Below are 23,516 nucleotides of genomic sequence, written 5' to 3' on the forward strand. Positions count from 1 at the left end.
GCGTTTGGAAAATGAAGCGCAGGCAGTGAACGTTCGCAAGAATCAGTCCCGGGTGGGGCTGGTGCTGCTGGCGTTCATCGCTTTCATCTCGCTGGGTCTGCCGGATGGACTGATGGGCGTGGCCTGGCCCTCGGTTCGCCATCAATTCAGTCAGCCGCTCGATTCGCTCGGCTATTTATTGATTGCAGGCACCATCGGTTACACGCTCTCCAGCTTTTTCAGCGGAAAAATCATGTCGCGCCTGGGGGTTGGCGGGCTGCTGGCGGCGAGCTGCGCCCTGACGGCCGGATCGCTGCTGGGGTACACCCTGGCGCCGGTCTGGTGGGTCATGGTCGGGCTGGCCTTGTTCGCCGGGATGGGCGGCGGCGCGATCGATGCCGCCATCAATACCTACGTCGCGGCGCACTTTGCCGAAGGACTGATGCAGTGGCTGCATGCCAGCTTCGGCGTCGGCATCACCCTCGGGCCAATCATCATGACCCTGGGATTGAAAAACACCGGCGCCTGGCGAACCGGCTACCTCGAAGTGGGCTCGGCCCAACTGCTGCTGGCAGTCTGCTTCATCCTCACGGCAGCCATGTGGCGCAACGGCCAGTCAGCCGGCAAAGAAGCAGAACGCAACCTGGCCGATTATCATACCCCACTGAGCGAAACGCTGCGTGAACCGCGCGTCTGGTTGAGCATTCTGCTCTTCTTCCTCTATACCGGTATGGAAGTCATCCTGGGCAATTGGGCCTACACCCTGTTGACCGAATCGCGCGGCATCGCGCCCCAGACCGCCGGCCTATGGACCGGCAGCTACTGGGCGACGTTCACCCTGGGCCGCATGCTGGCCGGGCTGTACACCCGGCGCATCGGCGGGCGCAAACTGGTGGCCGGCAGCCTGCTGCTGGCGCTGATTGGCGGCCTGCTGCTGTGGTGGAACCCCAGCAACACGGTCGGATTGGTGGGCGTGGCGACGATCGGTTTTGCCATCGCGCCGGTCTTCCCAGCTTTGGTGTCGTTGACCAGCGACCGCGTGGGCCTGAAACACGCCGCCAATACCATCGGGATGCAGATTTCGGCGTCCGGTTTGGGCGCGGCGCTGCTTTCCTCCCTGGCGGGCGTACTGGCGCGGCGAATTTCCCTCGAAATTATTCCGGTTTACCTGGTGGGGATCAACACCCTGTTGATCGGCATCTTCCTCACTTCCATCATTCTGAGCCGCAGGCAGGACCTGGCAAGATGAGCGCAGCCTCGACGCAACCCGTACGGATTTGCATTTTGCCGCAATTGCAGGGCGTGGGCGGGCCGGTTTCGTTTCGGGCGCGCCTGACGGCCGGGCTGACCGCCCGCGGCGTGAGCCTGGCGGACGATCCGCGCGACCCGACCCTGGACGCGGTGTTGATGATCGGCGGCACCAGCCGCATCACCGACCTGCTGGCGGCCAAACACAACGGCGTGCGCATCGTCCAGCGCCTGAACGGCATGAACTGGATTCACCGCAAACGCTACACGGGCGTGAAGCACTTTCTTAAATCCGAATGGAACAACCGCCTGCTGGCCCTGATTCGCGAACGCATCGCCGACCACGTGGTCTATCAAAGCCATTTCGCGCGCGATTGGTGGCAGACGGTGCGCGGCGCCACCCGCGCCAGCCACGAAGTGATCTACAACGGCGTGGATTTGAACCTGTTTACGCCGGACGGGCCGGAAAAGCCGCCCCGGGATTTCGTCCGGCTGCTGCTGGTGGAGGCTCACCTGGGCGGCGGCAATGAACCCGGGCTGGAAAACGCGCTGGCGCTGGCCGCGCTGCTGGCGCGGCGGGTGCCCCAGCCGGTGGAGCTGATGGTGGCGGGCGAAGTGCCCTCCGGGCTGCGCGCATCACTGCACCTGCCGACCGGCGTGCGCCTCAACTGGGCCGGCGTGGTCCGGCGCGACCAGGTGGCGCAGCTCGATCGTTTGGCGCACCTGCTGTTCTCGGCCGATCTGAACGCGGCCTGTCCCAATTCGGTCATCGAAGCCCTGGCCTGCGGTCTGCCGGTGGTCAGCTTTGCCACCGGATCACTGCCGGAGCTGTTGGAAGGCGGGGCCGGGCAGGTGGCGCCCTATGGCAGCAACTACTGGAACCTCGAACCGCCGGTGGTCGAGCCGCTGGCCGAGGCCGCCATCGATGTGCTGCGCGATCAGGAACACTACCGTCCGGCCGCGCGCGCGCGGGCCGAAGCCCTGTTCGGCCTGGATACCATGACCGAGAAATACCTCAAAGCGCTGGTCGGATGACCAGCACTTTTTTTGAAACGGGTTCATAGCGCGGGCCGGATCAGTAAACGTCGGCCTTCGAGAGGGCCGCGGCACCGGAGGGCTGCCGGGGTGAGGTCAGCGGTTCGCTCAGGGACGCCGAGGATGTGATCGAGACATCATCCAGGAAGAAGTTGCTGTTGTCCGATGAATCCGTCGTCACTTCGAACTTTAGTGAGATCGTTTGGCCCACATAACTGTTCAGATCCAGCATACCCTGCACCCATCCGGATGTATTGTTGGTCTGGCACAAATTATACGAAGACAATTGAGATCCGTTTACATATATTTTGGCGTCATCATAACCGCAGATATCTGCCGAGGCAATCCAATACCAATAGTGCAGGTAACGCACGCCGGAGAGAGAGATATTGGCCTGGGTGATGGAGGTATCCTCATTCAGGGCGCCCCCCAACCAGACTGCCCACGACCCGCTATGTGGGTTCACCGTTTGCGGAAAAGTCTGGGTGATCAAATAATAAGCGCCGCTGATGGAACTCTCCGTCCAGTTTCCATCCCGCCCGGCCTCGAAGGTGCCGTTGCGAATGGGGCTGGTCAACACGCTGATGGAGACGGCGGCGACATTCGAATCACCCTTGCTGTCATTGACCTTGAAAGTAAAGCTGTCGCTGCCCGTGTAATTCAGAGCGGGTGTGTAGGTCAGATTGGGCGCCGTGCCGCTCAGCGAACCGTGCGCCGGATTGCTGACGATGATCCAGGCCAGGGGATCTCCATTGGCATCCGTCGCGGTCAGGGTAATCAGCCTGGCCATATTCTTGGCCGTCGCCACGCTCTGCGCATTTGCAACCGGCAGCGTATTCACCTGGGCTTTGAGGACCAGGGGCAGATAGACATATTGGTCGCCAACCACCGGATTGGTGTTATCGGTCAGGGTGGCGGTCATGTTCATCGAACAGGAACCGATACCGGTCACTGCCGTCAGGCTGTCCGCGCCGGAGTAGAGCCGGCTGTTGGGGGTGGAGGAATAATTGAAGGTCACCTTGTTGGAGGTGCCGGGGAATGGATCGCCCGCATCGCCGCGATTGGTGTGATTCTTCAACTGGTTCAGTCCATCCGCTTCCATCAGTTTTACCAGCGGGCGATTCTCATTGGCGTTGGCATAATTATCCGAAGTGACCGATTCGTCGATGTGCCAGACGAGCAGGCCGCAGCCCGGCAGTCCGGCATCGTAGCCGGTCAATTGGCGATTTTCCACCAGGAAATACTCGCCGCTGCCCGATGTGACTTCGAAGTTCCAGTCCACCCCGTTCGGATTGGAAAGCAGCCGGTAGGCCCTGGGGTTGGTTTCAGCCTGCGCGATGGAGACGCCGGCCTGGGTCGCATGGACATCCGTGGGGGTGATCCAACCCTGGTACCATTTTAGCCAGGCGTCCGGCATGGCCGGAGAATTGCCATCGTAACCCGAAAAATAATTCCACGAACCGCTGCCCATGATGGACCAGTTGCCCACGCCTTCCGAGGAATTGTCGATATCGTACAGGTCCGGCCAGGTCAGATCGTGGCCGAGTTCGTGGGCCATGACGCCGATGGTGGCCTGGTGGTCGCCGTGAAATTCGCCAAATTGAGCGTATCCGCCATAGGGGTAGGATCCCAATACTTTGCCATCCCGGGTTGGCGGAGTTACATCGTTCAGGCTCCAACGATGCGCCCAGACAGCAGGAGTGCTGTAATCATAGGAAGCCTCGTAACCCGCAACCACGACGATGATATGGAGTTCATTGTTTGAAATATAGTTATCGTGATTGGTATCATAGAGCGAGTAATCTATATATTGATCGGCTGCAATCAGGGCATTCTTGACGATCAATTGGTTGGCCGTAGAAGTCAAATCGCCGGTATTGGGATGGGCGTAACCCAAATTCAACCAGCCAATGACGCCGTCGTTAGCCGTGCCGTTATTTTCTGCGGCGGGCGTGAAATTCAACTGATTGAAGGATGCGTCCTGGTAGAAATCGCGCACACTGCTGTTCGCGCCGAAAATCAGGTTGGCAAAACTGGCCGGGGTGTACGTGCCGGCGCGGTCGCTGAAGCTGGCCAGCAGCACCAGCACTGGCTGCGAGCCGCTGTTCGTTGAAAGCGTACCGCTGACCCCCTCCGGTACAGTCTTCTCTACGGGGCGCAGGTGCAGGGGCAGGCCTTCGGGCGAGTCGCTGCCCACCACCCGGGGAGCCTGATCCGCCTGCAGGGCCGGGGCCAGCGCGCCGTCGGGGGCGGCCGCGGCGTAGACCCACCAGCCGTCGCCGGACTGCAGAACGGTGTAGCCCTCGACAGTCTCGACGCCGTTCTGCCACTCGTCACCCCACTGCCGACTGGTAAAAGTCGTGCCATCCGGCTGCGTCAGTACGATGTCGATGGGTGCGGCCGGAGCCGCCGAAACTTTTGTGGTCCAGGCAGCCGCGATCAACACGGTAACCAGGATCGCGCCAAGTCGGATCAAGCGCCAGGTTTTCATGGAATACCTCTTTCAGGGTTTGGTAGCGAAGGTTTCGATGGTATCCCCCTCGGATGCGACCGTGAGGGTTTTGCTCGCCGAATCGTAAGTACCGCGCGCGCTCAGGTAATCGCCCGCCTGGATATTGCCGTTGTAAAAGTTTAATTTTATTTGGGGCCGGGCATCCCCGGCCGGAGAAGGCGGATAAGCAGTATACGCCACGTTGATTTCCACGCCGTTGTCCAGTTTCACCTGGTAAACGAACGTGCGGGGCACGTTCATCAACCCCGGCGGAGTGGTATCCCCGCCGCTCAGCACCACACCGCTTACTTCCTGCACGCCGTCCGCCAGGGATGGAGGGGGCGATTTTTCAGCCGCCGCCGGCGCAGGGGTTTGCGCCCGGGCGCAGGCCGCCAGGGATAGAAGGATCAGGAAGAGTATTGGAGAGGTACGGCAGCGTTGCTTTTTCATCCCCCCTCACGAACGATGCAATGCTTAAAAATCCTTCAGCAGCACGGCTTCAGGGCCGCGGTAGATCTCCCAGGGATAGACGATGAAGGCATCCGTGATGGCGGCAAAGTAATCCGGGCGCAGCGAGCCGAACAGGCTGCGATAGGGATTGAAGTGCAACACGCAGGTGTAGGCCAGACCGGCGGCGCCGCTGATGCGATTCTTGACCGCCGTCATGGTGCGGCCGGAGCCCCACACATCGTCCACCACCAGGATGCGTTTGCCTTCCAACAGCCGGTCGTCGGGAAATTGCAGAAATTTAGGCCAGGCCATCGTCAGGCGTGTCTTTTCGCGTTCTTTGTCGAATTCGCCCTCGGCCGGAAAATCCACCGAAGCGGTCAGAATACTGTCCATTTTGAGCGTTTCGGCCAGAATGCCGCCCGGGATCAACCCTCCCCGGGTAATCAGGAGCATCGCGTCGAATTCGACTTCAAATTGCGGGATCAGATGATCGATTAATTTATCGACGTCATTCCACGTCAATACTTCACGACGGGTGGCCATCCAGGGCGTTCCTCCGACTCATTAATACATTGATTATAGCAGGTTCGCAACGGGAATGTAGTAAGATTGATGCAATCCATCTCCACGGGAGGTTCGCTCATGCCCAATCGGGTCGCTGAACTGCTGCCTCGCCTGCAGGCCCAACGCCTGTCCGGGCTGGAAACGGCCGCCGGAACGCTGCTGCCGGATTACTCGGCCACCACGTTGGCCAACCTGCCGGCCAGCATCTGCCGCTGGTTGGGCGCCGACCCCTTGGGCTGCCCGGCGCTGCCGCGGCAGTGGCTGGAGGCGCCCGAATTGGACCGCTTTCAGCACGTCATCCTGCTGGTGATGGATGGATTGGGGCTCAACCTTTTCAAGCGATTCTCGAACACCGATCCCTGGGCGGGTTGGATTCAGGCTGGCGATCTCGTTCCGCTCACCAGCGTGGTGCCCAGCACCACTGCCGCCGCACTGACCTCCCTGTGGACGGGCTGCACGCCGGCCGAACACGGCATCATCGGTTTCGACCTGTGGTTGAAGGAATTCGGCATGGTGGGCAACATGATCTTCCATTCGCCGACGGCCTTCAACGGCGACACCGGCGGTTTGAAACGGGCCGGTTTTCTGCCGGAGACCTTTTTGCCGGTGCCCACCCTGGGGACGCACCTGGCCAGGCAGGGCGTTAAAGTATTTTCGTTTCAGCACAACTCCATCGCCCGCTCGGGGCTTTCGACCATGCTGCTGCCGGATGTGGAAACGCTGGGCTATCGCACGCTCACCGATCTGTGGGTGACGCTGGCATCGGTGCAGGACAGTCTGGCGGACGAGCGCAGCTACACCTATGTTTACTTCGGCGACCTGGACGAGCTCTCACACCGCTACGGGCCGGAGGACGAGCGCGTGTTGCTCGAGTTTTCGGCATTCACGCACCTGCTGGAGCGCTTTCTGAACCGGTTGGCCCGCCAGCGGCGCGGCGACACCCTGTTCTTGATGGTGGCCGATCACGGCCAGATCTATACGCCACACATCGGCAACAACGAACTGCGCAATCACCCTGAGCTGGTGCGCCATTTCGCCATCCAGCCCACTGGCGAGGCCCGCCTGCCGTACCTTTTCGTACGCCGTGGGCGCGAACAGGCCGTGCGCGAGTATATTCAACAGGTGTGGGCCGGACAATTCGAGCTGTATCCCGGCGAGCAGGTGCTGCAATCCGGGCTGCTGGGGCGCGAGCCTTTTTATGCGCGCACTTACGATCGCCTGGGCGATTGGGTGGTGTTCCCGCAGGGGAACTCGTATTGGTGGTTCCCGGAGCGTGAAAATGTGCTGCTGGGTCGACACGGCGGCCTGAGTCCGTCGGAAATGCTGGTGCCTCTGGTGATGTTGAAGATGTAGAAGGGGATAACCACAGAGAGACTCAGAGAGCGCAGAGAAGATCTTTATGAGAGAAGAGATGCTTTCAACCTTATGAGCCTGATTTGACGTCGTACCAACCACCGTATTAAAACTCAAACGCCCCGGCGAAACCGGGGCGTTGGCTTTAATTCAGATGGATTTAGAGGACCGGCGTCGCAACGACTTCGGTATTCTTTCGATTTTGCCAGGCGAACCAGATCGCGCCCAGGCCGACGAAGGTGGCGATCCAGACGAAGACCCAGCCCACGAAGGGAAGCGCCGATAGGATTACATAGATCAGCACCCCGGCCACCAGTGCCCAGACCTTGCGGCCCTGGGCCTGCGGCGCCAGGCGTTCGAAGATGAGATCGCCGACCAGGTAGGCAGCCACCACCTTGCTGCCGGTTACGACCAGGAAGGTGAAGACGGCCAGGATCAGGCCGAGGCCGGAGAAGCCGACTCCGAAAACCAGGTTGCTCAAGCCGCCCAGGGTAATCAGGCTGAACAGGATGCCCACGCCAAACAGAAGCGCGGCGGCCAGCAGACCCCCGGCGTAAGTTGCCAGGATGGCCAGAAAACCCACACCTGCGGACGGCAAGGGTTTCGCCGCCGCCTGGGCAACGACTCTCTTGAGCAGGCCGGGGATGAGCCAGAGCGCCAGCGCGCCGAGGATGAGCAGGGTGATCAGGTCGCGCACTGCGTTGATCGTGCGCCCGGCGATGCCCGAGCGGTGCGTGGTCTTGAAAATGCGGTCGCGGCCGTTTTCAGTGGGGACGGGCGTTTGATAGACCACGCCGCCGGAGGGCTCTGACTGGATCTGCGCGGAGTAATCGGCCTGACTGGTGTAGGTCAATTGGCCGCCGATATTGGCGTCCCGGGCGATGCGCAGCCCCGGGGTGAGCGCGGTAGGCACCTCGTACCCGAAGACGATGGGCGCGCGGCTCATATACCCGCCTTCGGTTTCGCCGATTGTCAGGCTGGCATTGCGGCCGATATCGCCGCCGATTTCCACGACCGCGGCTTCCACAACGGCGTCCCGGCCGACCTTGCCGTTGAGCTGGGTCTGGTAGACGGCCAGGTAGGCATCGCGTTGAATGGATGAGCCGGCCGCCGCCGAGGAGCTGTACCCGCCGAAGAAGACGTTGCGCCCGATTTCGGCCCCATCCGCCAGGCGAAGTTCCATCGCGCCGCCCAGTAATGAGCCATCCACTTTTCCGCGCAGATCGATCAATTGGGAGCCGCTGAAGACATTACCGCTGATTTGAGCGTCTTCACCGATGAAGACCGTCTGCCCGGTCGCAATCAAATCACCATTGATCACGCCGTGGATCAGCACGGATTGGCCGGCGGCGATTACCAGACCGTTGACGGTGCCATCGACCACCACCTGGTCACCCGCGAGAAACACATCGTCGTCGATGACTTCACCGGCTTCGATGCGGCCGTCGTTGTCGAAGTCGGCCGCCTGAACCGGCCGGGTTGCAGCCAGGGCAAGCCCCAGCACCAGAATGAACACCAGCAGCCACCGGAATCCTTTTATCGAACTTGCGTTCATGACTTTCTCCTGTCAAATTCACCGAACCAAGATTAAACGAATATTAATCAGTATACGCGGATTGCGGTGTTAAGTTGCGCGGCACAACCTCGCCGGCCTGAAAACAAAAATGGCCGTGGCAGGCACGGCAGGCTATTTCGGGATGGCTTTTTTGGAAAAAGGGGATTTCAGGCTGTTTGGAGTGGGTCGTGCGCTATTTCTTTTGCTTCGAGCTGGCATTGCGCCACATGATGCTCAGCGTGCCGATGACGACGATCATGACCAGGAGAACGGTGCCGAAAACAATGCCGTTCGTCTGGGTGTTGTTGGCCAGGTATTCAGCCGGGATGGGAGTCGCCTGATGCCCGTTCACGACGGCCGTCTGGCTTTCCGGAGTCGGGGTAAAGGGCGTGGATTGCGCGCTGACGGGCGCGGGCGGCAGGTTCCCGGCCAGCATGACCAGGATGAAGAGCACCACCACCACCAGAATCAGCGTCGTGCACAGGTCGAGCCTGGATAGAGTATGACGTATCTTTGAAAGCATGGGAATATTCTTCATGGACCTTTGGGGACTTTAATTTTCTCGACGGCCTGTTTCGCGGCGGCTGCCGAATCGATTTGCCTTTGCAAAACCTGCAAAACGGCTTCCTGCAGCACCGGGCCCAGATTATCCACGATCTCATTCTCCGGACGCAGTTGCACGTCGACGAGCATTTGTTGCAGGGATGCGCTCAGGCTGGAGTTGGGCCAGGCGGCCAGCGAAGTGGGCCGGGTGGGCAGGTAGCCTGCCGCCGCGGTCCAACTTGCCAGAAACTGGCTGTCCACCAGGTAGTCGGCCAGTTGCAGGCTGATCGCGCGGCGGTCGGCTTGCGGATCGGTCAGGCACCACACCCAGCCATCGCCTGAACTCACCGGGCCGGTGAAGGAAGGCAGTGGGACGATGGCCGTATCGGCGGGCAGTTCGGACAGGTAATTCGAAGCCCAGGTGACGATCCAGTTGGCGCGCTGCTCGCGATAGGCCTGCCAGGCCAGCGCATCATTGGTAAACTGGGTCATCCAGAAGGGGAAGGTGCTGAGCTGCGCGCCGCGCTGGTAAAGTTGCAGCACGCTGGCCAATGGGATTTCATCCAGTGTGGGGCGGCCTTCGTCATCCTGCAGCGCGCCCCCGGCGGCTGTATAGAGTTCGAGCGTCAGCAGGGCCTGCGAATCGCCGGCCGGAATAATGAGCGGCTGGTTGGTGTTTAAAATGCCCTGCCAATCCTTGGCCGGAACCGGCAGCCGGCTGGGGCGGTACAGCAGCATGAGGGCATCGCCGGCAAACGGCAGGCAGAACGCCGTCCCCTGCACCGAGGACATCGCGGCGGCATAGTGATACCAGTCGTCCTTCACGAGTTCGGTGCTCAGGCCGGTCAAAGGGTAGACGAGCCCCTTGAGTGCAGCGGTTTCCATATCGACGCGCGGCAGCGCAATGAGCGCCGGCAACGCGCTCGGGGCGGCCACGCTGGTGATTTCCAGCGTTTCCAGCAGTCCGGCCGCTCCGCTTTCCGATTTGATGCGAATGTTGAGCGTTACATTATTTTCATCAGCGAAGGAGGTCAGACGGGCGCGCAATAGATTTCCGGCGGGGGTGTCGCTGTTGGGATCGAACTGCGGCGGCAGCCACACCGTCAGGGTGCGCGATTCAGCCGGGCCGGCCGGCGTACTCGTGGCCGAGGTTTCGGCGGGGGGCGGCGGGATTACGGGCGTGGGCAGGTTGGAGGGCTGGGTGGCGGTGGGCGGCAGGATGGATTGCACGATTTGACAACCGCTCAGGAGCACTGCGCTCAGGAGGGTGGCCAGCAGCAGGCCGGCTGCCGTCTTTTTCAAAAAAGAGACCTGCGGAATGCGGTTCTCCCCGCAGGTCTCCGAACGTGCTGAATTCATTTTAGTTCAATGGGATGGCTGAGCAGTTCAACCAGCAAGCGTACGCTGTTTTGGACATCGGTATAATCGACCATCTCGGACGGCGAGTGAATGTAACGGCAGGGGATGGATAGGCAGCCGGCCGGAACGCCAGCGCGCGCCAGTTGAATGACAGCCGCGTCCGTCGTTCCGCCTTCCAGAACCTCCAACTGATAGGGCAGCCCGGCTTTTTCGGCCGTGTCGGCCATCCAGCGCACGACGCGCGGATCGGATAGCATGCGGCCGTCGCGCACTTTGACAGCCGGGCCTTTACCCAGCCCAACTTCCATCTTGGCGCCTTTCGGAGTGTCGCCGACGCCGGTCACGTCCACCGAGAGGCCCAGGTCGGGGTCGACGCCGTAAGCGGCCGTGGTCGCGCCGCGCAGTCCGACTTCTTCCTGGGTGCTGAAGACGAAGACCAACTCATGCGGGGTGGCTTTCCCCTTGAGTTCTTTAAGGGTTTGCACCAGGATGGCCACGGCGATGCGATCATCCATGGCTTTCGACACCAGGCGGTCGCCGAGATCCATGAAGGGACGTTCGAAGGCGGCAAAATCGCCGACTTTTACGGGACAATTCTCGCGGCTGGTCGCGCCGACGTCGATGAAGAGCTGTTCGATGGTGTGCATGGCGGTGGGGCTATCCGGGCGGTCGCCGCCGATGACGCCGCGTGCGCCGTTGACGAAGACGACGCGCCCGCTGTAGCAGGTGCGCGGGCTGACGCCGCCGACCGTGGTGAAGCGGACGAAGCCGTTTTCATCGATGTGGGTGGCGATCACGCCGATTTCGTCCATGTGCGCGGATAGCATCACCCGCTGTCCGCCGGCGCTCTTCTTGCCCACGCGCACGATCAGATTGCCGAGCGCGTCCACCTGAAAATCACTGGCTGCGTCGCCGATTTCGGCTTGCACCAGTTCGCGTACCTTGCTTTCATAGCCCGATGGGCCAATGGATTCGACTAATTTTTGGATCAGAGCTTTCATGAAAAGACTCCTGAGAAGAAATTTCAATGGAAAGGATCAACGCGGCTGCGCGAGCAGGTCGCGATTCAGGCGCGAAAGAGCGGCATGCAGCAGGCTGAGCGTGTTTTGCCAGTCATCCAGGCGACCGATCAACACGGCGCTGTGCGCGTAACGGCCCGGCACTGAAATCGAAATACTGGGCACGCCGGCGCGGGTCTTGTGAATGATGCCGGCGTCCGTGCTGCCGCCGCCCGGCTGGCGGAATTGATACGGAATTCCCAATTCGTCGCAGGTCTGGGTCACATGGCGAACGAGGCGCGGATCGGAAAGCGTGCCGCCGTCCGCGACATAGATGGCCGGCCCGGCGCCCAGGCGGCAATTGTATTTGCCATTCTCGCTGCCGTCCCACATGGGCAGGTCGTTGGCCGGAGTCGAATCGATGGCAAAGGCCAGATCGGGGGCCATGGAATAGCCCGCCACCCGCGCGCCGCGCACGCCGACTTCCTCCTGAACGGTGAAGGCCAGCAGCAGCTCGACGTTATCCGGAGCGTGCTTGAGCAGTTCGATCAACGTGGCCACGCCGAAGCGGTTGTCCAGGGCTTTGCCGACCAAACTGGGACCGTTCTGGCGGAAAGTGGTGGCGAACGTGGCCCGGTCGCCGACTTTGGCCTTGCCTTCAGGGCCGAGATCGATGCGCAACTGTTCGAGCGGAATGGCGTGTCCGCGTTCTTCGCGCGAGGTCAGATGAATGGGGCGCGCGCCGATGATAGCCGGGGTGTGTTGTTTGCCCACCCACACAGTTTTGCCCACCAGCTGGCGAACGTCGATTCCACCGATGGTCTCGAAGCGGTACAGGCCGCCTTCGTCGTCGTCGATAAGCATGAAGCCGATTTCGTCCATGTGGGCGGCCAGCATCACCCGCAGGGCGTCCGGGGTTTTGGCCTTGCGCGTCACCAACACATTTCCGAGCGCATCCACCTTCACTTCGTCGGCCAGGGGCTTTACCTGTTCCAACACGATGGCGCGGACTTCGCCTTCATCGCCGGAAACGGCTACGGCATTGCTGAGTCTTTCCAGCAGGGCGATGGATTCGGCGTCCAACATGCGTGTAAAGGGAGTTTTCGTTTGATCCTTCATGGGTTAATCATCCCATCGAATTTTTTCAATAAAATCGGGTTCCAACCGGGCGATGAACTCAGCCATCAGGTGCCCGACGCGGGTCACGTCTTTCATGGCGATCAACTCGACCGGGGTATGCATGTAGCGCAGCGGGATGCTGATGACCATGGTAGGTATGCCCTCGGCCACGACCTGCAGGCCCATCGCGTCGGTTCCGGACATGCGCGGCATGGGTTCGGTGCTGTAGGGAATGTCCAGTTGGTCGGCGATTTCTTTGAAGGCTTTGTACAGGGCGGGGTGAATGTTTGGTCCCCAACCCAATTCGAGACCCTTACCGAGTGGATAGCCGCGGTAATCATTGACGCCCGGGCCCTTGGCAAAGGTTACGTCGATGGCCACGGCGATATCCGGGCGAATATCGAAGGGCGAGGTAAATGCACCGCCCAGGGTCTCTTCTTCCTGCACCGAGGCGACCGCCCAGACATCCCAGGCATGGCGAATCTTTGTCAGTTCGTCCAGGCAGGCCGTAACGGCCGTTACCGAGGCCCGGTTGTCCAGACTGTGGCCGGCCACGGTTCCGCCGGAGAGTTCGAGCGGAGCCTGCGCGAAGGAGATCAGGTCACCGACACGCACGAGCTGGGCCACTTCTTCCGGCAGCAAACCGGTATCCACGAATAGATATTCCATGGCAACCGGTTTATCGCCATTGCCGGGTGGCAGCAATCTTTCGGAAGGCTGCGCCACCACGCCGGGCAGGTCGCGGCGCCCGTGGACGATGACCTGCTGTCCGGGCAGGATGCGCGGGTCCACCCCGCCAATCTGCGTGAAACGTAGAAAACCATCCTTGACCTGCGTTACCATCAAACCGATGGCATCCATGTGAGCCGAGAGCAGAATGCGCCGGCGCGGTTCGGGGCCGCTGCCGCGGCGCAAGCCGTGCAGGCTGCCCAACCGACTGGTGGAAATTTCATCCACCAGGGGTGTCCAGGTGCGGGCGATGACCTCGCGGACGGGGCCTTCGTGACCGCTCAAACCTGGAAGTGAAATTAATTCTTTCAGGAACGCGGAAAGGTCAGTCATAGGTGAAAGATATTCCTTTATCCGGATTGAATTTGAACCATTAAGGCGTCGGAGAGATTACATCTCCGGGGGGCACCTGCGCCTGGGTATTGGTGGGTTGCGGCGTATCGGTAAAGGTCGGTTGGGGAGTATGTGTAATCGTCGGCGTGCGAGTGGGTGTAATAAAAAGAGTATAAGTTGCGCTGGGCGTCCAGGTCAGGGTGGGGGTCGGCGTCAGCGTGGGTGTGCTGAGGGTGGCCGTGCCTGTGGCCAGGGTGGGGGAAGGAGTCAGGGTGAGGGTTTCGGTAACCGTGCCCGAAGTGGTGGGGGTGACGGTACCCGAACCGGTCAACTGACGGACCTGCATTAAAATCAAGCCGATGCAGTAGAACGGCAGGGTGGCGAGAATAATTAGAATGAGGGTGGAACGCAGTCGAGCGCGCCGCTCTACTTGGTTCGCCATGCAGGTTTCCTCCAGTGCTATTCATGATATCACCGCCCCCACGGGCTGGCAAGTCCGCTGGGGCGGTGATGGAGTCGAATCGATCTTCACATCCTGTTAATGCAGCGTGTGCAGGACGTCCGGTGGGTTGGGCGTGCGCACCTGTGACATTTCTTTGCGCACGGTCAGGTACAGATTTTCGGCTTTGAGATCCGAAATGCTATAGCACGGCGACTTGAGATGATCGGCCAGCGCCTGAGCCAGGCCTTGATCGAAGGCGGCGTGTTCCATGTTGATGACCACGCAGTGCACCTTCTCGGCAGCGATCTGCTCGGCGATCTGGTAGGCCTCTTCCTGGGGCGGTTTGATGTGGCTGATGGCGACGTTGCCGGCGCCGTCGGTGAGCACGATGAGCAGCGGCATCACGTCCGGGTGCAGCAGCATCTCTCGGCGCAGCACGTCGTACGACATTTCCAGCCCGGCCGAGAGCGGCGTCTTGCCGCCGACCGGGATTTCGGCCAGCGCGCGTTGGGCCAGCATGACCGAGTTGGTGGGGGGCAGCACCAGGGTGGCATGATCTTTCTGGAACACGATCAGGCCAACGCGGTCGCGGCGTTGGTAGGCGTCGGTCAACAGGGAAAGAATGGCGCCCTTGGTGGCGGCCATGCGCTCGGCCACGGCCATCGACCAGGATGCGTCCACCAGGAACAATACCAGGTTGGCCGCCCGGCGGACGCGAACTTTGCGCATGTAATCATTGGGTGTGATGGCAAAGGCCACGCGTTTGCGCTGTTCGACGCGGCGCTGCTGAAAGGGGGCGGCTGCGCGCAGGGTGGCATCGAAGGCCAGGTCGTAGGCCTTGCCGGGTGTGGGGCGCGCCTGAACGTAACGGCCGCGCTTGCGATCGGTGTGGGTTTGCGAACGGCGCCCGGCTGCGCGTCGCACCATGCGGTCCAGGGGAGTATCCAGGCGACGGGGAATGAAAGCTTCGGTGGCTTTGACCTTCTTGCCGCCTTCCCACCATTTGGTGGTACCCTGATCGAAGATGTCCTGGTGAGCCGGCTCGTTTTCGCCTTCCTCGGGCGCGGCTTCGCCTTCCATTACGTCAGTTAAATTTTTTTTTCCGCGCTCTGGTCCTGGCTTTCGCCTTCCTGCGGTTCGCTTTCCGATTCGCGGCCGGTGGTCGTCTGGCCCTGGAGCTGCTCGATACGATCCTGCAGTTCTTCCATGCTCATTTCGGCCTGCTGGAAGGGCCCGCGCTTGATGCGGTGCGGCAGCGCCAGCTCGGCGGCCAGGGCGATATCGCGGTCGGTAATCGCCTGACGCCCTTCGAAGGCAGCCTGGGCGCGCGCGGCCTTGAGAATGACCAGATCGGCGCGGTGGCCGTCGACATTGAGCGAAGCCGTCAGCGAGGCGATGGATAACAGGTCGCGGCGGGTGTAGGTGACGACATCCAACAACTTGCGGGCTTCCTCGATGCGATGCGAAAGATCTTCTTCCTTGGCCAGCCACTGCTGGCGGAAGCCGTCGGGATCGGCTTCGAAGGCCAGGTTGCGTTCCATAATGGTGACGCGTTCGCGGGCCTCGCGAATGCCGTAGATTTCGACTGAAAAGGCAAAGCGGTCCAACAATTGCGGGCGCAGATCGCCTTCTTCGGGGTTCATGGTGCCGACGAGGATGAAGCGCGCCGGGTGGGAGAAGGAAATGCCTTCGCGCTCGACGATGTTCATGCCCATGGCGGCCGAATCGAGCAGCACGTCCACCACATGGTCGTCCAACAGGTTGACCTCGTCGATGTAGAGCATGCCGCGGTTGGCAGCCGCCAACACACCGGGCTCGAAGGCGCGCACGCCTTTTTGGATGGCTTTTTCGATATCCAGTGTACCGACCACGCGGTCTTCGGTGGCCGAGACGGGTAAGTTAATGAAGGGCGTGGTGCGCACTGCGGTGGGCAGGGTCTCACCGGCGGCGAAACGCTCGCGGCACTCAGTGCACCAGGTAGCCGGGTTGTCTGGATTGCAGCCGAAACGGCAATCCGCCACCACAGGGACGCTGGGTAGCAAGGCTGCCAGGGCGCGCGCCGCGGTGGATTTGGCCGTGCCGCGCTCACCGCGAATCAACACGCCGCCGATACGCGGATCGACTGCATTCAGAACCAGGGCGCGACGCATGCGTTCCTGGCCGACGATGGCGGTAAATGGATAAATCACGGGCATGAGCGTTGAGTTCCTGTTAATCGATGGGTCTACCGGGTAAGTTTACCACTAATCCGGGGAAATTTGCACACTTCATCGGGGATGGGAGCGGGTACGGGTACGGGCGCAGCTTGGCCCAGGTAGGTCGATGCCGTACAAATTCCCCGCTAACGCCCTTACGCTCTCGACGCCCATACGCTCCCGACGCCCATACACTGTGAGCGCGCGGAAGCATTTAGGATGATGCCGGTATTGTATTGGAAGTGCGGCGCTGGCGTATGGTCAGGGCGAGGAAGGCCAGGGTGCCGATCAGGCCAAATACACCGGCGCCATACCAGATGGCGACCGGGGCGATGTTGTCGTTGAGAAATCCGCCCAGCAGCGGGCCGATGCCGGTGGCCAGGCTCGAGCTGAGACCATACAGGCTCATATACCGTCCACGCATGTCGGCCGGCGCGAGATTGGCGACGTATGTGGAGCCGGTCGGCGACATGATCAATTCGCCAACGGTCATGATGACCATGCTCAGCCAGAACCCCCAGAAACCCCGCCCCAGGGCGATGCTGGCGCCGCCGATGGCGTAGAAGAGCGCACCCAGGGCCAGCACGGGCAGCGGCGAATGGAGTTTGGTCTTTTGGGTCACCAGGTATTGGAAGAATACCACCATCAGGGCGTTGGTCGTTGCGATGAAGCCGTACTGGCTTTCGGGCACGTTATAGTTCTGCTTGGCGTAAACCGAAAGCAGCACCCACACCATCGAGGCAACCACCGAAACGAGCAGAAAGGCAAACACAAAACGGATGAACGGGCGATCTCGGAGGATGCGGTCGTAACCGCCAAAATGTTCGGGTTCGCCTTTTTCGGCTTTTTGCGGCAGGGTTTCACGCGCCTGGGATAGAACCAGCACCCCGTAGGTGACCATGCCGATGCACGCGGTAAGGAAGGCCAGGCTGTAAGAGACGCCGGCTATGAAGCCGCCGATACTTGGCCCAAGCGCCACGCCGATATTATTACTCATGCGCAGCAGAGAATACGCATCCGCCCGTTTTTGAGGTTCGATCAGATCCGCCATCATTGCATCTGCGCCGACGCGGTAGAGCGGGTTGATCGCGCCGCGCAGCGCCATCAGTGCCAAAAAAGCCACATAGCTGCTGGCCTGGCTGAGCAGCAGGAAGGCCATGCCATCCGTGATCAGACTGATGACCATGATGCGTTTTCGACCGATACGATCCGCCACCGGCCCGGCAATGAACGAAAAAATCAGCCCCGAGATCGCATTAACGGTCATCAGGCTGGTAATGGTCGAAAGCGGCAGTTGCAGTTTCTCGCTGACATAGATCATCAGGAAAGGCCAGACCATGCTGGAGCCGATGGTGCTGATCATCATCCCCCAGAACAGTAGCCAGAATTGGCGTGGATATTCTTCTTGAGCGCTGCGAAGGCGAGCCAACATGTAAGGTGAAGTCCCTTTATAAAATTAAAGTGGAAGGAATTGTAACATGCGGCGTTCTTTCTGGCGGTTTCGGGGCCGCCAACTCTTGCTTTGTCTTGGCCTCATCTTGACACGTGGTAAAATAGCAGGGTAATTCAAGTAAACATTAAGGAGACAGAATGGTCAGCCCTGAATTACTCGAAATATTGCGTTGCCCCGCGTGCGCGCGTGACGGCCGTGGTCTGCTCACCCTGGTTCGCGAGAGCTGGCTGGTTTGTCAGGATTGCGGCCGAAAGTATCCCATCGTCGAGGATATTCCGGTGATGCTGATCAGCGAGGGCGATAAATGGGTGCAGACAGCCGCTGATCAACTGCCCGTTCCGCCGCCGAAAATAGACTAAGGGTCACCTGGAACGAATACTGCAACCAAGATCGAGCACTGGACCATTCGGTTCAGCCAGCCCCTGCGTATGCAGTACTCCGAAGGATGATTAGAAGAAGACAGTAAAAAGGATTATGGCACAGGTAAAACGCTCATCCGCTCGTAATCGTATCGCATTGGATCGGGTCACGATCATTCTGCTGGTTGTATTTGTCATTGCAGCCATCGTTGCCGGTTTTTTTGCTTTCAGATTTTTCAGCAGCCTGGTCAAGTCATGGACGATCACCTCGCTGGACGGCGCGCCGGTTGATAACGGACAATCCGCACCCGGCACCATCAGTACCACCTCTCCTGGTGGCTTTAATCCAAGCAGCGCGCCCACCGCCGAACCATGGGACGGCAACAGCCGGGTGACCATCCTTTTGATGGGGTTGGATTTCCGGGATTGGGAGAGCGGCGAAGTTCCGCGCACGGATACGATGATGCTGCTGACCGTCGATCCGCTCAGCCGCACGGCGGGCATGCTCTCCATCCCGCGCGATATGTGGGTGAACATTCCCGGTTATGATTACTCCAAGATCAACAACGCCTACCGCTTTGGTGAGTTGGACAAGGTGCCCGGGGGTGGACCGGGATTGGCGATGCAGACCGTCGAGGAATTCCTGGGCGTTCCTATCCAGTATTACGTTCAGGTCGACTTCGATGCCTTCGTCAAGATTATCGATGAGGTCGGCGGCGTCAAGGTCGATGTGCCCCAGGAAATCACCCTCGAAGCGGTCGGCAGTTTAGAAGAAGTCACATTACAACCCGGCCGCGTTACCCTACCCGGTAATCTGGCATTGTCCTACGCGCGCATCCGCGAAGGCGCGGGCGATGATTTTGGCCGCGCCGCGCGCCAGCAGCAGGTCATCATGGGTGTTCGCGACCGCATTCTGGATTTCAACCAACTGCCCACCTTGATTGCCAAGGCGCCGGCCATCTATAACGAACTTTCGTCCGGCATTCACACCAACCTGACCCTCGACCAGATCATCCAGTTGGCCTGGTTGATGCCGCAAATCGACAAGCAGAACATTAAATCCGCAGTCATTGGCACCGATGCGGTCGAATTTGGCAAATCACCCGACGGCCTGGATATCCTGCGCCCCATCCCCGATAAGGTGCGCCTGGTACGGGATGAAGTCTTCACCACGGGCGGCCCGGTAGGCCCGGCTGCGGTAGCCGAGGATCCGGTCGAGTTGATGAAGGCCGAAGCGGCCACCGTTTCGCTGCAGAATGGCACGGCCACCGCCGGCCTGGCGAGCAAGACGACCGAACTGCTCAAACCGGACGGGTTGAATATCGTCGAAGAAACCAACGCGGACGGCATCTACGACGTCACCACCATTTTTGTCTACGGAGCCAAGCCGTATACGGTGCGGTACCTGATCCAAAAGATGGGATTGGAAAATGCGCGCGTGGTCAACCGCTATGACCCGAGCGTGGGTTACGACATCGCGGTTGCCCTTGGCAACGACTGGGCGGCCAAGAACCCGTAGCCTGAAACCGATAATGGATCAGTCCCCGAAGAATGAAATCTTCAGGGACTGATTTTTATTTCTCATTTTAGATGAAGGGGGAAAACCATAGAGACTCAGAGGGCACAGAGGAATTTGTACTGGGAAGTGCGAAGAATTTCCGATTTGCTCTTCTCTTTTTTTCTCCCCATCTCTTCTCTGCGGACTCGGTGTCTTTGTGGTTCTCTCATGGTAAGGCGAAGATCAACTTCCACCCGCTCAAGCGCCGGCTGCCGTCGGAGGCCGTGCATTCGCCGGTGGTCAGGCCGCTGGCCTGCTCGCCGCCCTCGCCGGCCGTAACCAGGTAGGTATACCCTTCGGTCATCCCAAAATCTGCATACCCTGGACTGATCATCGGGGTGAGCCCGGTATAGAAGCTCTCCTCACCGGACTGCCAGGCGGCGGTGATCCTGATGCCGGGCAGCGGGTGGCCGGCGGCATCCTGAACGGTCACCTGGATCAGGCCATCCTCCACCGATGGATCGCAGACCGGTTGACGGTCGATCAAAACGAAAGGCGTGCTGAGGGTCGGCGTGACGGTGATGCGCGGGGCGACCGTGGGGGCGGGCAGGGTGGGACTGGGCTGGGGAGTGGCCGTTTGGATGGCCTGGGCATTCTCCAGCGTGCTGTAGGGCGTCCCGACGACAGCGGTAGCGGCTGCAGTCGTGACGGCATTTCCCGGCGTGCTTTGCGTGGAAGCGCCGGCCGGCTGGACCAGGGCCGATGCAAGCTGGGCCAGCGCCCGGGCGGTTTCGATGTTCTGGTTATCCGCCACCAGGCGCTGGGCCAACTCGGCCAGGGGCGCTTCGGGAGCCGGATCGTGCAGATTGGCCAGGCGTTCGCTGGCGCGTCCCAGGTCGCCGTTGGCCTGATACGCCAGCGCAACCAGAATGCGGTATTGATCCTTGTCGGCTTGACGCAGCACTTCGGGCGCCGTATCGACGTATTGTACCGGGCTGATGCGTAACGAGAAGAGCAGGCCGAAAGCCAACCCGAGGATCAATCCGGTCAGCAAATACCAGGGACCACGGCGGCGGCCCGGATCGCGGCGCGCCCGGCGGTCCCGCAGTTCTCTGCGTTCGCGCGCGCTGCTCATGGAGCCGCCGTCCCTGCGGCCTGCGCCGCATTAAGGCTGAGCCCCTGGGCCAGGTTGGCCAGGTTCGTAATATCGGCGGCCGGATAGTTCAAATCCTGCGCGGTCAGAATGGCCTGTTGAACAATCAACAAGGGGGTTTCCTCCCCCAGCAGCTTCAACTGGTCGGCCGCCAGGGCGGTATCCTGGCGACTCGCGTAGATTTCCGCCACCATCAGAACGGTATCGGTGCGGTAATCGGCGCGCAGGGTGGAAGCCGGCGCCTGAATTTCGACGCCGGGATTGATCACCCAACCGTAAAGCAGCCCCAGGGCCATGCCAACCAGGATGCTGATGAGAAACCAGAGGATTCGCCCGATGCGCACGCCTGCTTAATCCTTCAACATGGGGATTTTCAGGTCAGAGTGGCGCGCGAATTCGATGGCTTCCGGGTAACCGGCGTCCACGTGGCGCACCACGCCCATGCCCGGGTCGGTGGTCAACACGCGCTGAAGGCGCACGGCTGCTTCAGGAGTGCCATCGGCGAGGATGACCATGCCGGCGTGCTGGCTGTAGCCCATGCCCACGCCGCCGCCGTGATGGAAGGATACCCAGGTGGCGCCGCCAACGGCGTTGATCAGCGCGTTCAGGATCGGCCAATCGCTGATGGCGTCCGAACCGTCGCGCATGCCTTCCGTTTCGCGGTTGGGCGAGGCTACCGAGCCGGCATCCAGGTGGTCGCGGCCGATGACGATGGGCGCCTTGACGATGCCTTTTGCCACCAGTTCGTTGAATTTCAAACCGGCGCGGGCGCGCTCGCCGTAACCCAGCCAGCAAATGCGGGAGGGCAGGCCCTGGAAGGGCACTCTTTCACGCGCCATCTTGAGCCAGCGGTGCAGGTGTTGATCCTCCGGGAAAAGCTCCATGATGGCTTCATCGGTGCGGTAGATATCCTCCGGGTCGCCCGAGAGCGCCACCCAGCGGAAGGGGCCCTTGCCTTCACAGAACAGCGGCCGAATGTAGGCCGGAACAAAACCGGGGAAATCGAAGGCATTCTTGACGCCCTCGTCATAAGCCTGCTGGCGAATGTTGTTGCCGTAATCGAAGACCTCGGAGCCGGCTTTCTGGAAGGCCAGCATGGCTTCGACGTGCCGCGCCATGGATTTGCGCGCCAGGCGGGCGAACTCCTGCGGGTCGCGTTTGCGCAGTTCGTCAGCCTGCTCAACCGAGTAACCACTGGGAATGTAGAAAAGCGGATCGTGGGCCGAGGTCTGGTCGGTGACGACGTCGGGGGTGATGCCGCGCAGGACCAGTTCGGGATAGATATCGGCGGCATTGCCGATCAGCGCAACCGAACGCGGAATTTTCCGGTCGAGGGCTTCTTCGACCAGGGTCATGGCCTCTTCGAGCGTATCGACCACCAGGTCGACGTAGCCGATCTTATGGCGGCGTTCGGCGCGCTCGGGATCGACCTCGACGCACAGGCCGACGCCTTCATTCATGGTGATGGCCATCGGTTGGGCGCCGCCCATGCCGCCCAACCCGGCAGTGAGCACGAATTTTCCCTTCAGGGAGGGCCAGCCCTTTTGAACCGCCAGGGATGCCAGTGTCTCGAAAGTGCCCTGCAAGATTCCCTGGGCGCCGATGTAGATCCAGGAGCCGGCGGTCATCTGGCCGTACATGATCAGGCCTTTTTGAGCCAGCTCGTCGAAGTTTTTCCAAGTCGCCCAATGGGGCACCAGATTGGAGTTGGCAATCAGCACACGCGGCGCATCCGGGTAGGATTTGAAAACCGCCACCGGTTTGCCGGATTGAACCAACAAAGTTTCATCATTTTCAAGCTTGCGCAGGCTATCGAGGATGGCGTCGAAAGCCTCCCAATTGCGTGCCGCCTGGCCGCGACCGCCGTAAACCACCAGGTCTTGCGGGCGTTCGGCGACTTCCGGATCCAGATTGTTCTGGATCATACGATAGGGTGCTTCGATCAACCAGGATTTACAGGTGAGTTGCGTGCCGCGTGGGGCGCGCACCGTGCGGGGACCAGACATGAAAACCTCCGGATCAAAAGTGAGACACCTCGTACCTGATTATAAACCGAAGCGTGAATTTCGCGATTGTTTCAGGGATGGTCGCGAATCCAAAGGCGGCTTCCGGAATGGGAAGCCGCCTGGCTGCCTGCGACGGTCCTGTTATTCTTGAATGCGATTGCTCATTTCTTTGATCGTTTCGCGCTGCCGGTAAATGATGTTGCGGACGACATCGCCGATGGAGATGATGCCGATCAGTCGATCATTTTCTACGACCGGTAGATGCCGGACGCGGTGATGGGTCATCATCTCCATGGCCTCTTCGACGGTCTGGTCAGGGTGAATGGCGACTACCGGCGAGGTCATGATTTCTTTGACCAGTGTTTCTTTGGAAGACTTACCCACCAGTATGACTTTACGGGCGTAATCTCGTTCCGAAAGGACCCCGATGATTTTGTCGCCTTGCACGACCACGAGCGCGCCAATATCCTTATCTGCCATCAGGCGCAAGGCTTCGAACACCGTTTGGTCTGGGGCGATGGTCCAAACAAGTTCCCCTTTCACTTGGAGAATCTGGCGAATGGGGTTCATGGGTACCTCCTTAGGTTCAATGTCTGGTTGATACTCAGGCTTTAAAACATTGTAACAAAGCGAGGGGGCGACTTCAATGCGGCA

At 60.5% G+C, this 23,516-nt stretch carries 22 protein-coding genes; 5 read left to right on the forward strand and 17 right to left on the reverse strand.

Annotation, left to right across the window (positions count from 1 at the left end):
• Positions 1-4: 4 nt before the first annotated feature.
• A complete protein-coding gene (locus LARV_RS05820; RefSeq protein ID WP_201785882.1) occupies positions 5-1,228 on the forward strand; it encodes an MFS transporter in 1,224 nt (407 codons plus the stop codon).
• Positions 1,225-2,262 (forward strand): glycosyltransferase family 4 protein, encoded by a 1,038-nt coding sequence (locus tag LARV_RS05825; protein ID WP_075072745.1) that lies wholly within the window; start codon positions 1,225-1,227, stop codon positions 2,260-2,262. Before LARV_RS05820 ends, LARV_RS05825 begins: the two co-directional genes overlap by 4 nt.
• Before the next feature lie 40 nt (positions 2,263-2,302).
• On the opposite strand, the gene LARV_RS05830 is transcribed toward LARV_RS05825, so the two are convergent.
• From LARV_RS05830 to LARV_RS05840, 3 genes are read right to left on the reverse strand one after another with little or no spacing between them, the layout of a single operon-like run.
• On the reverse strand, positions 2,303-4,753 hold the full coding sequence (locus LARV_RS05830) for a M6 family metalloprotease domain-containing protein (protein ID WP_075072746.1): 2,451 nt from the start codon (positions 4,751-4,753) through the stop codon (positions 2,303-2,305).
• Positions 4,754-4,765: 12 nt separating this feature from the next.
• Positions 4,766-5,203, reverse strand: a complete 438-nt coding sequence (locus tag LARV_RS05835; protein ID WP_075072747.1) for a hypothetical protein — start codon at positions 5,201-5,203, stop codon at positions 4,766-4,768.
• A 24-nt stretch (positions 5,204-5,227) separates the two neighbouring features.
• Entirely contained in the window at positions 5,228-5,746 is a 519-nt protein-coding gene (locus tag LARV_RS05840; RefSeq protein ID WP_075072748.1) for a phosphoribosyltransferase, read from the reverse strand.
• Positions 5,747-5,845: 99 nt separating this feature from the next.
• On the opposite strand from LARV_RS05840, the gene LARV_RS05845 reads away from it, so the two are divergent.
• On the forward strand, positions 5,846-7,120 hold the full coding sequence (locus LARV_RS05845) for an alkaline phosphatase family protein (RefSeq protein ID WP_075072749.1): 1,275 nt from the start codon (positions 5,846-5,848) through the stop codon (positions 7,118-7,120).
• A gap of 160 nt (positions 7,121-7,280) precedes the next feature.
• Here LARV_RS05845 and LARV_RS05850 read toward each other — a convergent pair whose 3' ends face one another.
• From LARV_RS05850 to LARV_RS05895, 10 genes are all read right to left on the reverse strand, one after another.
• Complete coding sequence (locus LARV_RS05850; protein ID WP_075072750.1) at positions 7,281-8,675, reverse strand: bactofilin family protein; 1,395 nt, start codon at positions 8,673-8,675, stop codon at positions 7,281-7,283.
• A gap of 193 nt (positions 8,676-8,868) precedes the next feature.
• Positions 8,869-9,198: a hypothetical protein gene (locus tag LARV_RS05855; protein ID WP_152031721.1), complete on the reverse strand. Its 330-nt coding sequence runs from the start codon at positions 9,196-9,198 to the stop codon at positions 8,869-8,871.
• 11 nt (positions 9,199-9,209) lie between these two features.
• A complete protein-coding gene (locus LARV_RS05860; protein ID WP_075072752.1) occupies positions 9,210-10,577 on the reverse strand; it encodes an ABC transporter substrate-binding protein in 1,368 nt (455 codons plus the stop codon).
• Entirely contained in the window at positions 10,574-11,578 is a 1,005-nt protein-coding gene (locus LARV_RS05865; protein ID WP_075072753.1) for a M42 family metallopeptidase, read from the reverse strand. Before LARV_RS05865 ends, LARV_RS05860 begins: the two co-directional genes overlap by 4 nt.
• A gap of 36 nt (positions 11,579-11,614) precedes the next feature.
• Complete coding sequence (locus LARV_RS05870) at positions 11,615-12,694, reverse strand: M42 family metallopeptidase (RefSeq protein ID WP_083522349.1); 1,080 nt, start codon at positions 12,692-12,694, stop codon at positions 11,615-11,617.
• A 3-nt stretch (positions 12,695-12,697) separates the two neighbouring features.
• Entirely contained in the window at positions 12,698-13,756 is a 1,059-nt protein-coding gene (locus tag LARV_RS05875) for a zinc-binding metallopeptidase family protein (protein WP_075072755.1), read from the reverse strand.
• Positions 13,757-13,796: 40 nt separating this feature from the next.
• Positions 13,797-14,198 (reverse strand): hypothetical protein, encoded by a 402-nt coding sequence (locus tag LARV_RS05880; RefSeq protein ID WP_075072756.1) that lies wholly within the window; start codon positions 14,196-14,198, stop codon positions 13,797-13,799.
• Between the two features lie 96 nt (positions 14,199-14,294).
• The gene (locus LARV_RS05885; protein ID WP_201785883.1) at positions 14,295-15,278 is read right to left on the reverse strand and encodes a vWA domain-containing protein; all 984 of its coding nucleotides are present in this window, start codon (positions 15,276-15,278) and stop codon (positions 14,295-14,297) included.
• 8 nt (positions 15,279-15,286) lie between these two features.
• Positions 15,287-16,393, reverse strand: coding sequence for an ATP-binding protein (locus tag LARV_RS05890; RefSeq protein WP_075072757.1), 1,107 nt, complete (start codon positions 16,391-16,393; stop codon positions 15,287-15,289).
• A 214-nt stretch (positions 16,394-16,607) separates the two neighbouring features.
• Positions 16,608-17,825 (reverse strand): MDR family MFS transporter, encoded by a 1,218-nt coding sequence (locus LARV_RS05895; protein ID WP_075072758.1) that lies wholly within the window; start codon positions 17,823-17,825, stop codon positions 16,608-16,610.
• Between the two features lie 158 nt (positions 17,826-17,983).
• Here LARV_RS05895 and LARV_RS05900 point away from each other — a divergent pair, with 158 nt between their 5' ends.
• Positions 17,984-18,205, forward strand: coding sequence for a Trm112 family protein (locus tag LARV_RS05900; RefSeq protein ID WP_075072759.1), 222 nt, complete (start codon positions 17,984-17,986; stop codon positions 18,203-18,205).
• Between the two features lie 115 nt (positions 18,206-18,320).
• On the forward strand, positions 18,321-19,724 hold the full coding sequence (locus LARV_RS05905; protein WP_075072760.1) for an LCP family protein: 1,404 nt from the start codon (positions 18,321-18,323) through the stop codon (positions 19,722-19,724).
• Between the two features lie 205 nt (positions 19,725-19,929).
• Here LARV_RS05905 and LARV_RS05910 read toward each other — a convergent pair whose 3' ends face one another.
• From LARV_RS05910 to LARV_RS05925, 4 genes are all read right to left on the reverse strand, one after another.
• Complete coding sequence (locus LARV_RS05910; RefSeq protein ID WP_075072761.1) at positions 19,930-20,838, reverse strand: hypothetical protein; 909 nt, start codon at positions 20,836-20,838, stop codon at positions 19,930-19,932.
• A complete protein-coding gene (locus LARV_RS05915; RefSeq protein ID WP_075072762.1) occupies positions 20,835-21,200 on the reverse strand; it encodes a hypothetical protein in 366 nt (121 codons plus the stop codon). Before LARV_RS05915 ends, LARV_RS05910 begins: the two co-directional genes overlap by 4 nt.
• 6 nt (positions 21,201-21,206) lie before the next feature.
• Positions 21,207-22,862 carry a urocanate hydratase gene (hutU, locus tag LARV_RS05920; protein ID WP_075072763.1) on the reverse strand — a complete coding sequence of 552 codons (1,656 nt, stop codon included), beginning with the start codon at positions 22,860-22,862 and terminating at the stop codon, positions 21,207-21,209.
• Positions 22,863-23,003: 141 nt separating this feature from the next.
• The gene (locus LARV_RS05925) at positions 23,004-23,432 is read right to left on the reverse strand and encodes a CBS domain-containing protein (RefSeq protein ID WP_075072764.1); all 429 of its coding nucleotides are present in this window, start codon (positions 23,430-23,432) and stop codon (positions 23,004-23,006) included.
• Positions 23,433-23,516 lie beyond the last annotated feature (84 nt).

Source organism: Longilinea arvoryzae, assembly GCF_001050235.1.
Classification (GTDB): domain Bacteria; phylum Chloroflexota; class Anaerolineae; order Anaerolineales; family Anaerolineaceae; genus Longilinea; species Longilinea arvoryzae.

Excerpts from the sequence above, each read along its gene's own strand:
- LARV_RS05825 (WP_075072745.1), top strand. The coding sequence starts at position 1,225 with ATGAGCGCAGCCTCGACGCAACCCGTACGGATTTGCATTTTGCCGCAA.
- LARV_RS05830 (WP_075072746.1), bottom strand. The coding sequence starts at position 4,753 with ATGAAAACCTGGCGCTTGATCCGACTTGGCGCGATCCTGGTTACCGTG.
- LARV_RS05835 (WP_075072747.1), bottom strand. The coding sequence starts at position 5,203 with ATGAAAAAGCAACGCTGCCGTACCTCTCCAATACTCTTCCTGATCCTT.
- LARV_RS05840 (WP_075072748.1), bottom strand. The coding sequence starts at position 5,746 with ATGGCCACCCGTCGTGAAGTATTGACGTGGAATGACGTCGATAAATTA.
- LARV_RS05845 (WP_075072749.1), top strand. The coding sequence starts at position 5,846 with ATGCCCAATCGGGTCGCTGAACTGCTGCCTCGCCTGCAGGCCCAACGC.
- LARV_RS05850 (WP_075072750.1), bottom strand. The coding sequence starts at position 8,675 with ATGAACGCAAGTTCGATAAAAGGATTCCGGTGGCTGCTGGTGTTCATT.
- LARV_RS05855 (WP_152031721.1), bottom strand. The coding sequence starts at position 9,198 with ATGCTTTCAAAGATACGTCATACTCTATCCAGGCTCGACCTGTGCACG.
- LARV_RS05860 (WP_075072752.1), bottom strand. The coding sequence starts at position 10,577 with ATGAATTCAGCACGTTCGGAGACCTGCGGGGAGAACCGCATTCCGCAG.
- LARV_RS05865 (WP_075072753.1), bottom strand. The coding sequence starts at position 11,578 with ATGAAAGCTCTGATCCAAAAATTAGTCGAATCCATTGGCCCATCGGGC.
- LARV_RS05870 (WP_083522349.1), bottom strand. The coding sequence starts at position 12,694 with ATGAAGGATCAAACGAAAACTCCCTTTACACGCATGTTGGACGCCGAA.
- LARV_RS05875 (WP_075072755.1), bottom strand. The coding sequence starts at position 13,756 with ATGACTGACCTTTCCGCGTTCCTGAAAGAATTAATTTCACTTCCAGGT.
- LARV_RS05880 (WP_075072756.1), bottom strand. The coding sequence starts at position 14,198 with ATGGCGAACCAAGTAGAGCGGCGCGCTCGACTGCGTTCCACCCTCATT.
- LARV_RS05885 (WP_201785883.1), bottom strand. The coding sequence starts at position 15,278 with ATGGAAGGCGAAGCCGCGCCCGAGGAAGGCGAAAACGAGCCGGCTCAC.
- LARV_RS05890 (WP_075072757.1), bottom strand. The coding sequence starts at position 16,393 with ATGCCCGTGATTTATCCATTTACCGCCATCGTCGGCCAGGAACGCATG.
- LARV_RS05895 (WP_075072758.1), bottom strand. The coding sequence starts at position 17,825 with ATGTTGGCTCGCCTTCGCAGCGCTCAAGAAGAATATCCACGCCAATTC.
- LARV_RS05900 (WP_075072759.1), top strand. The coding sequence starts at position 17,984 with ATGGTCAGCCCTGAATTACTCGAAATATTGCGTTGCCCCGCGTGCGCG.
- LARV_RS05905 (WP_075072760.1), top strand. The coding sequence starts at position 18,321 with ATGGCACAGGTAAAACGCTCATCCGCTCGTAATCGTATCGCATTGGAT.
- LARV_RS05910 (WP_075072761.1), bottom strand. The coding sequence starts at position 20,838 with ATGAGCAGCGCGCGCGAACGCAGAGAACTGCGGGACCGCCGGGCGCGC.
- hutU (WP_075072763.1), bottom strand. The coding sequence starts at position 22,862 with ATGTCTGGTCCCCGCACGGTGCGCGCCCCACGCGGCACGCAACTCACC.
- LARV_RS05925 (WP_075072764.1), bottom strand. The coding sequence starts at position 23,432 with ATGAACCCCATTCGCCAGATTCTCCAAGTGAAAGGGGAACTTGTTTGG.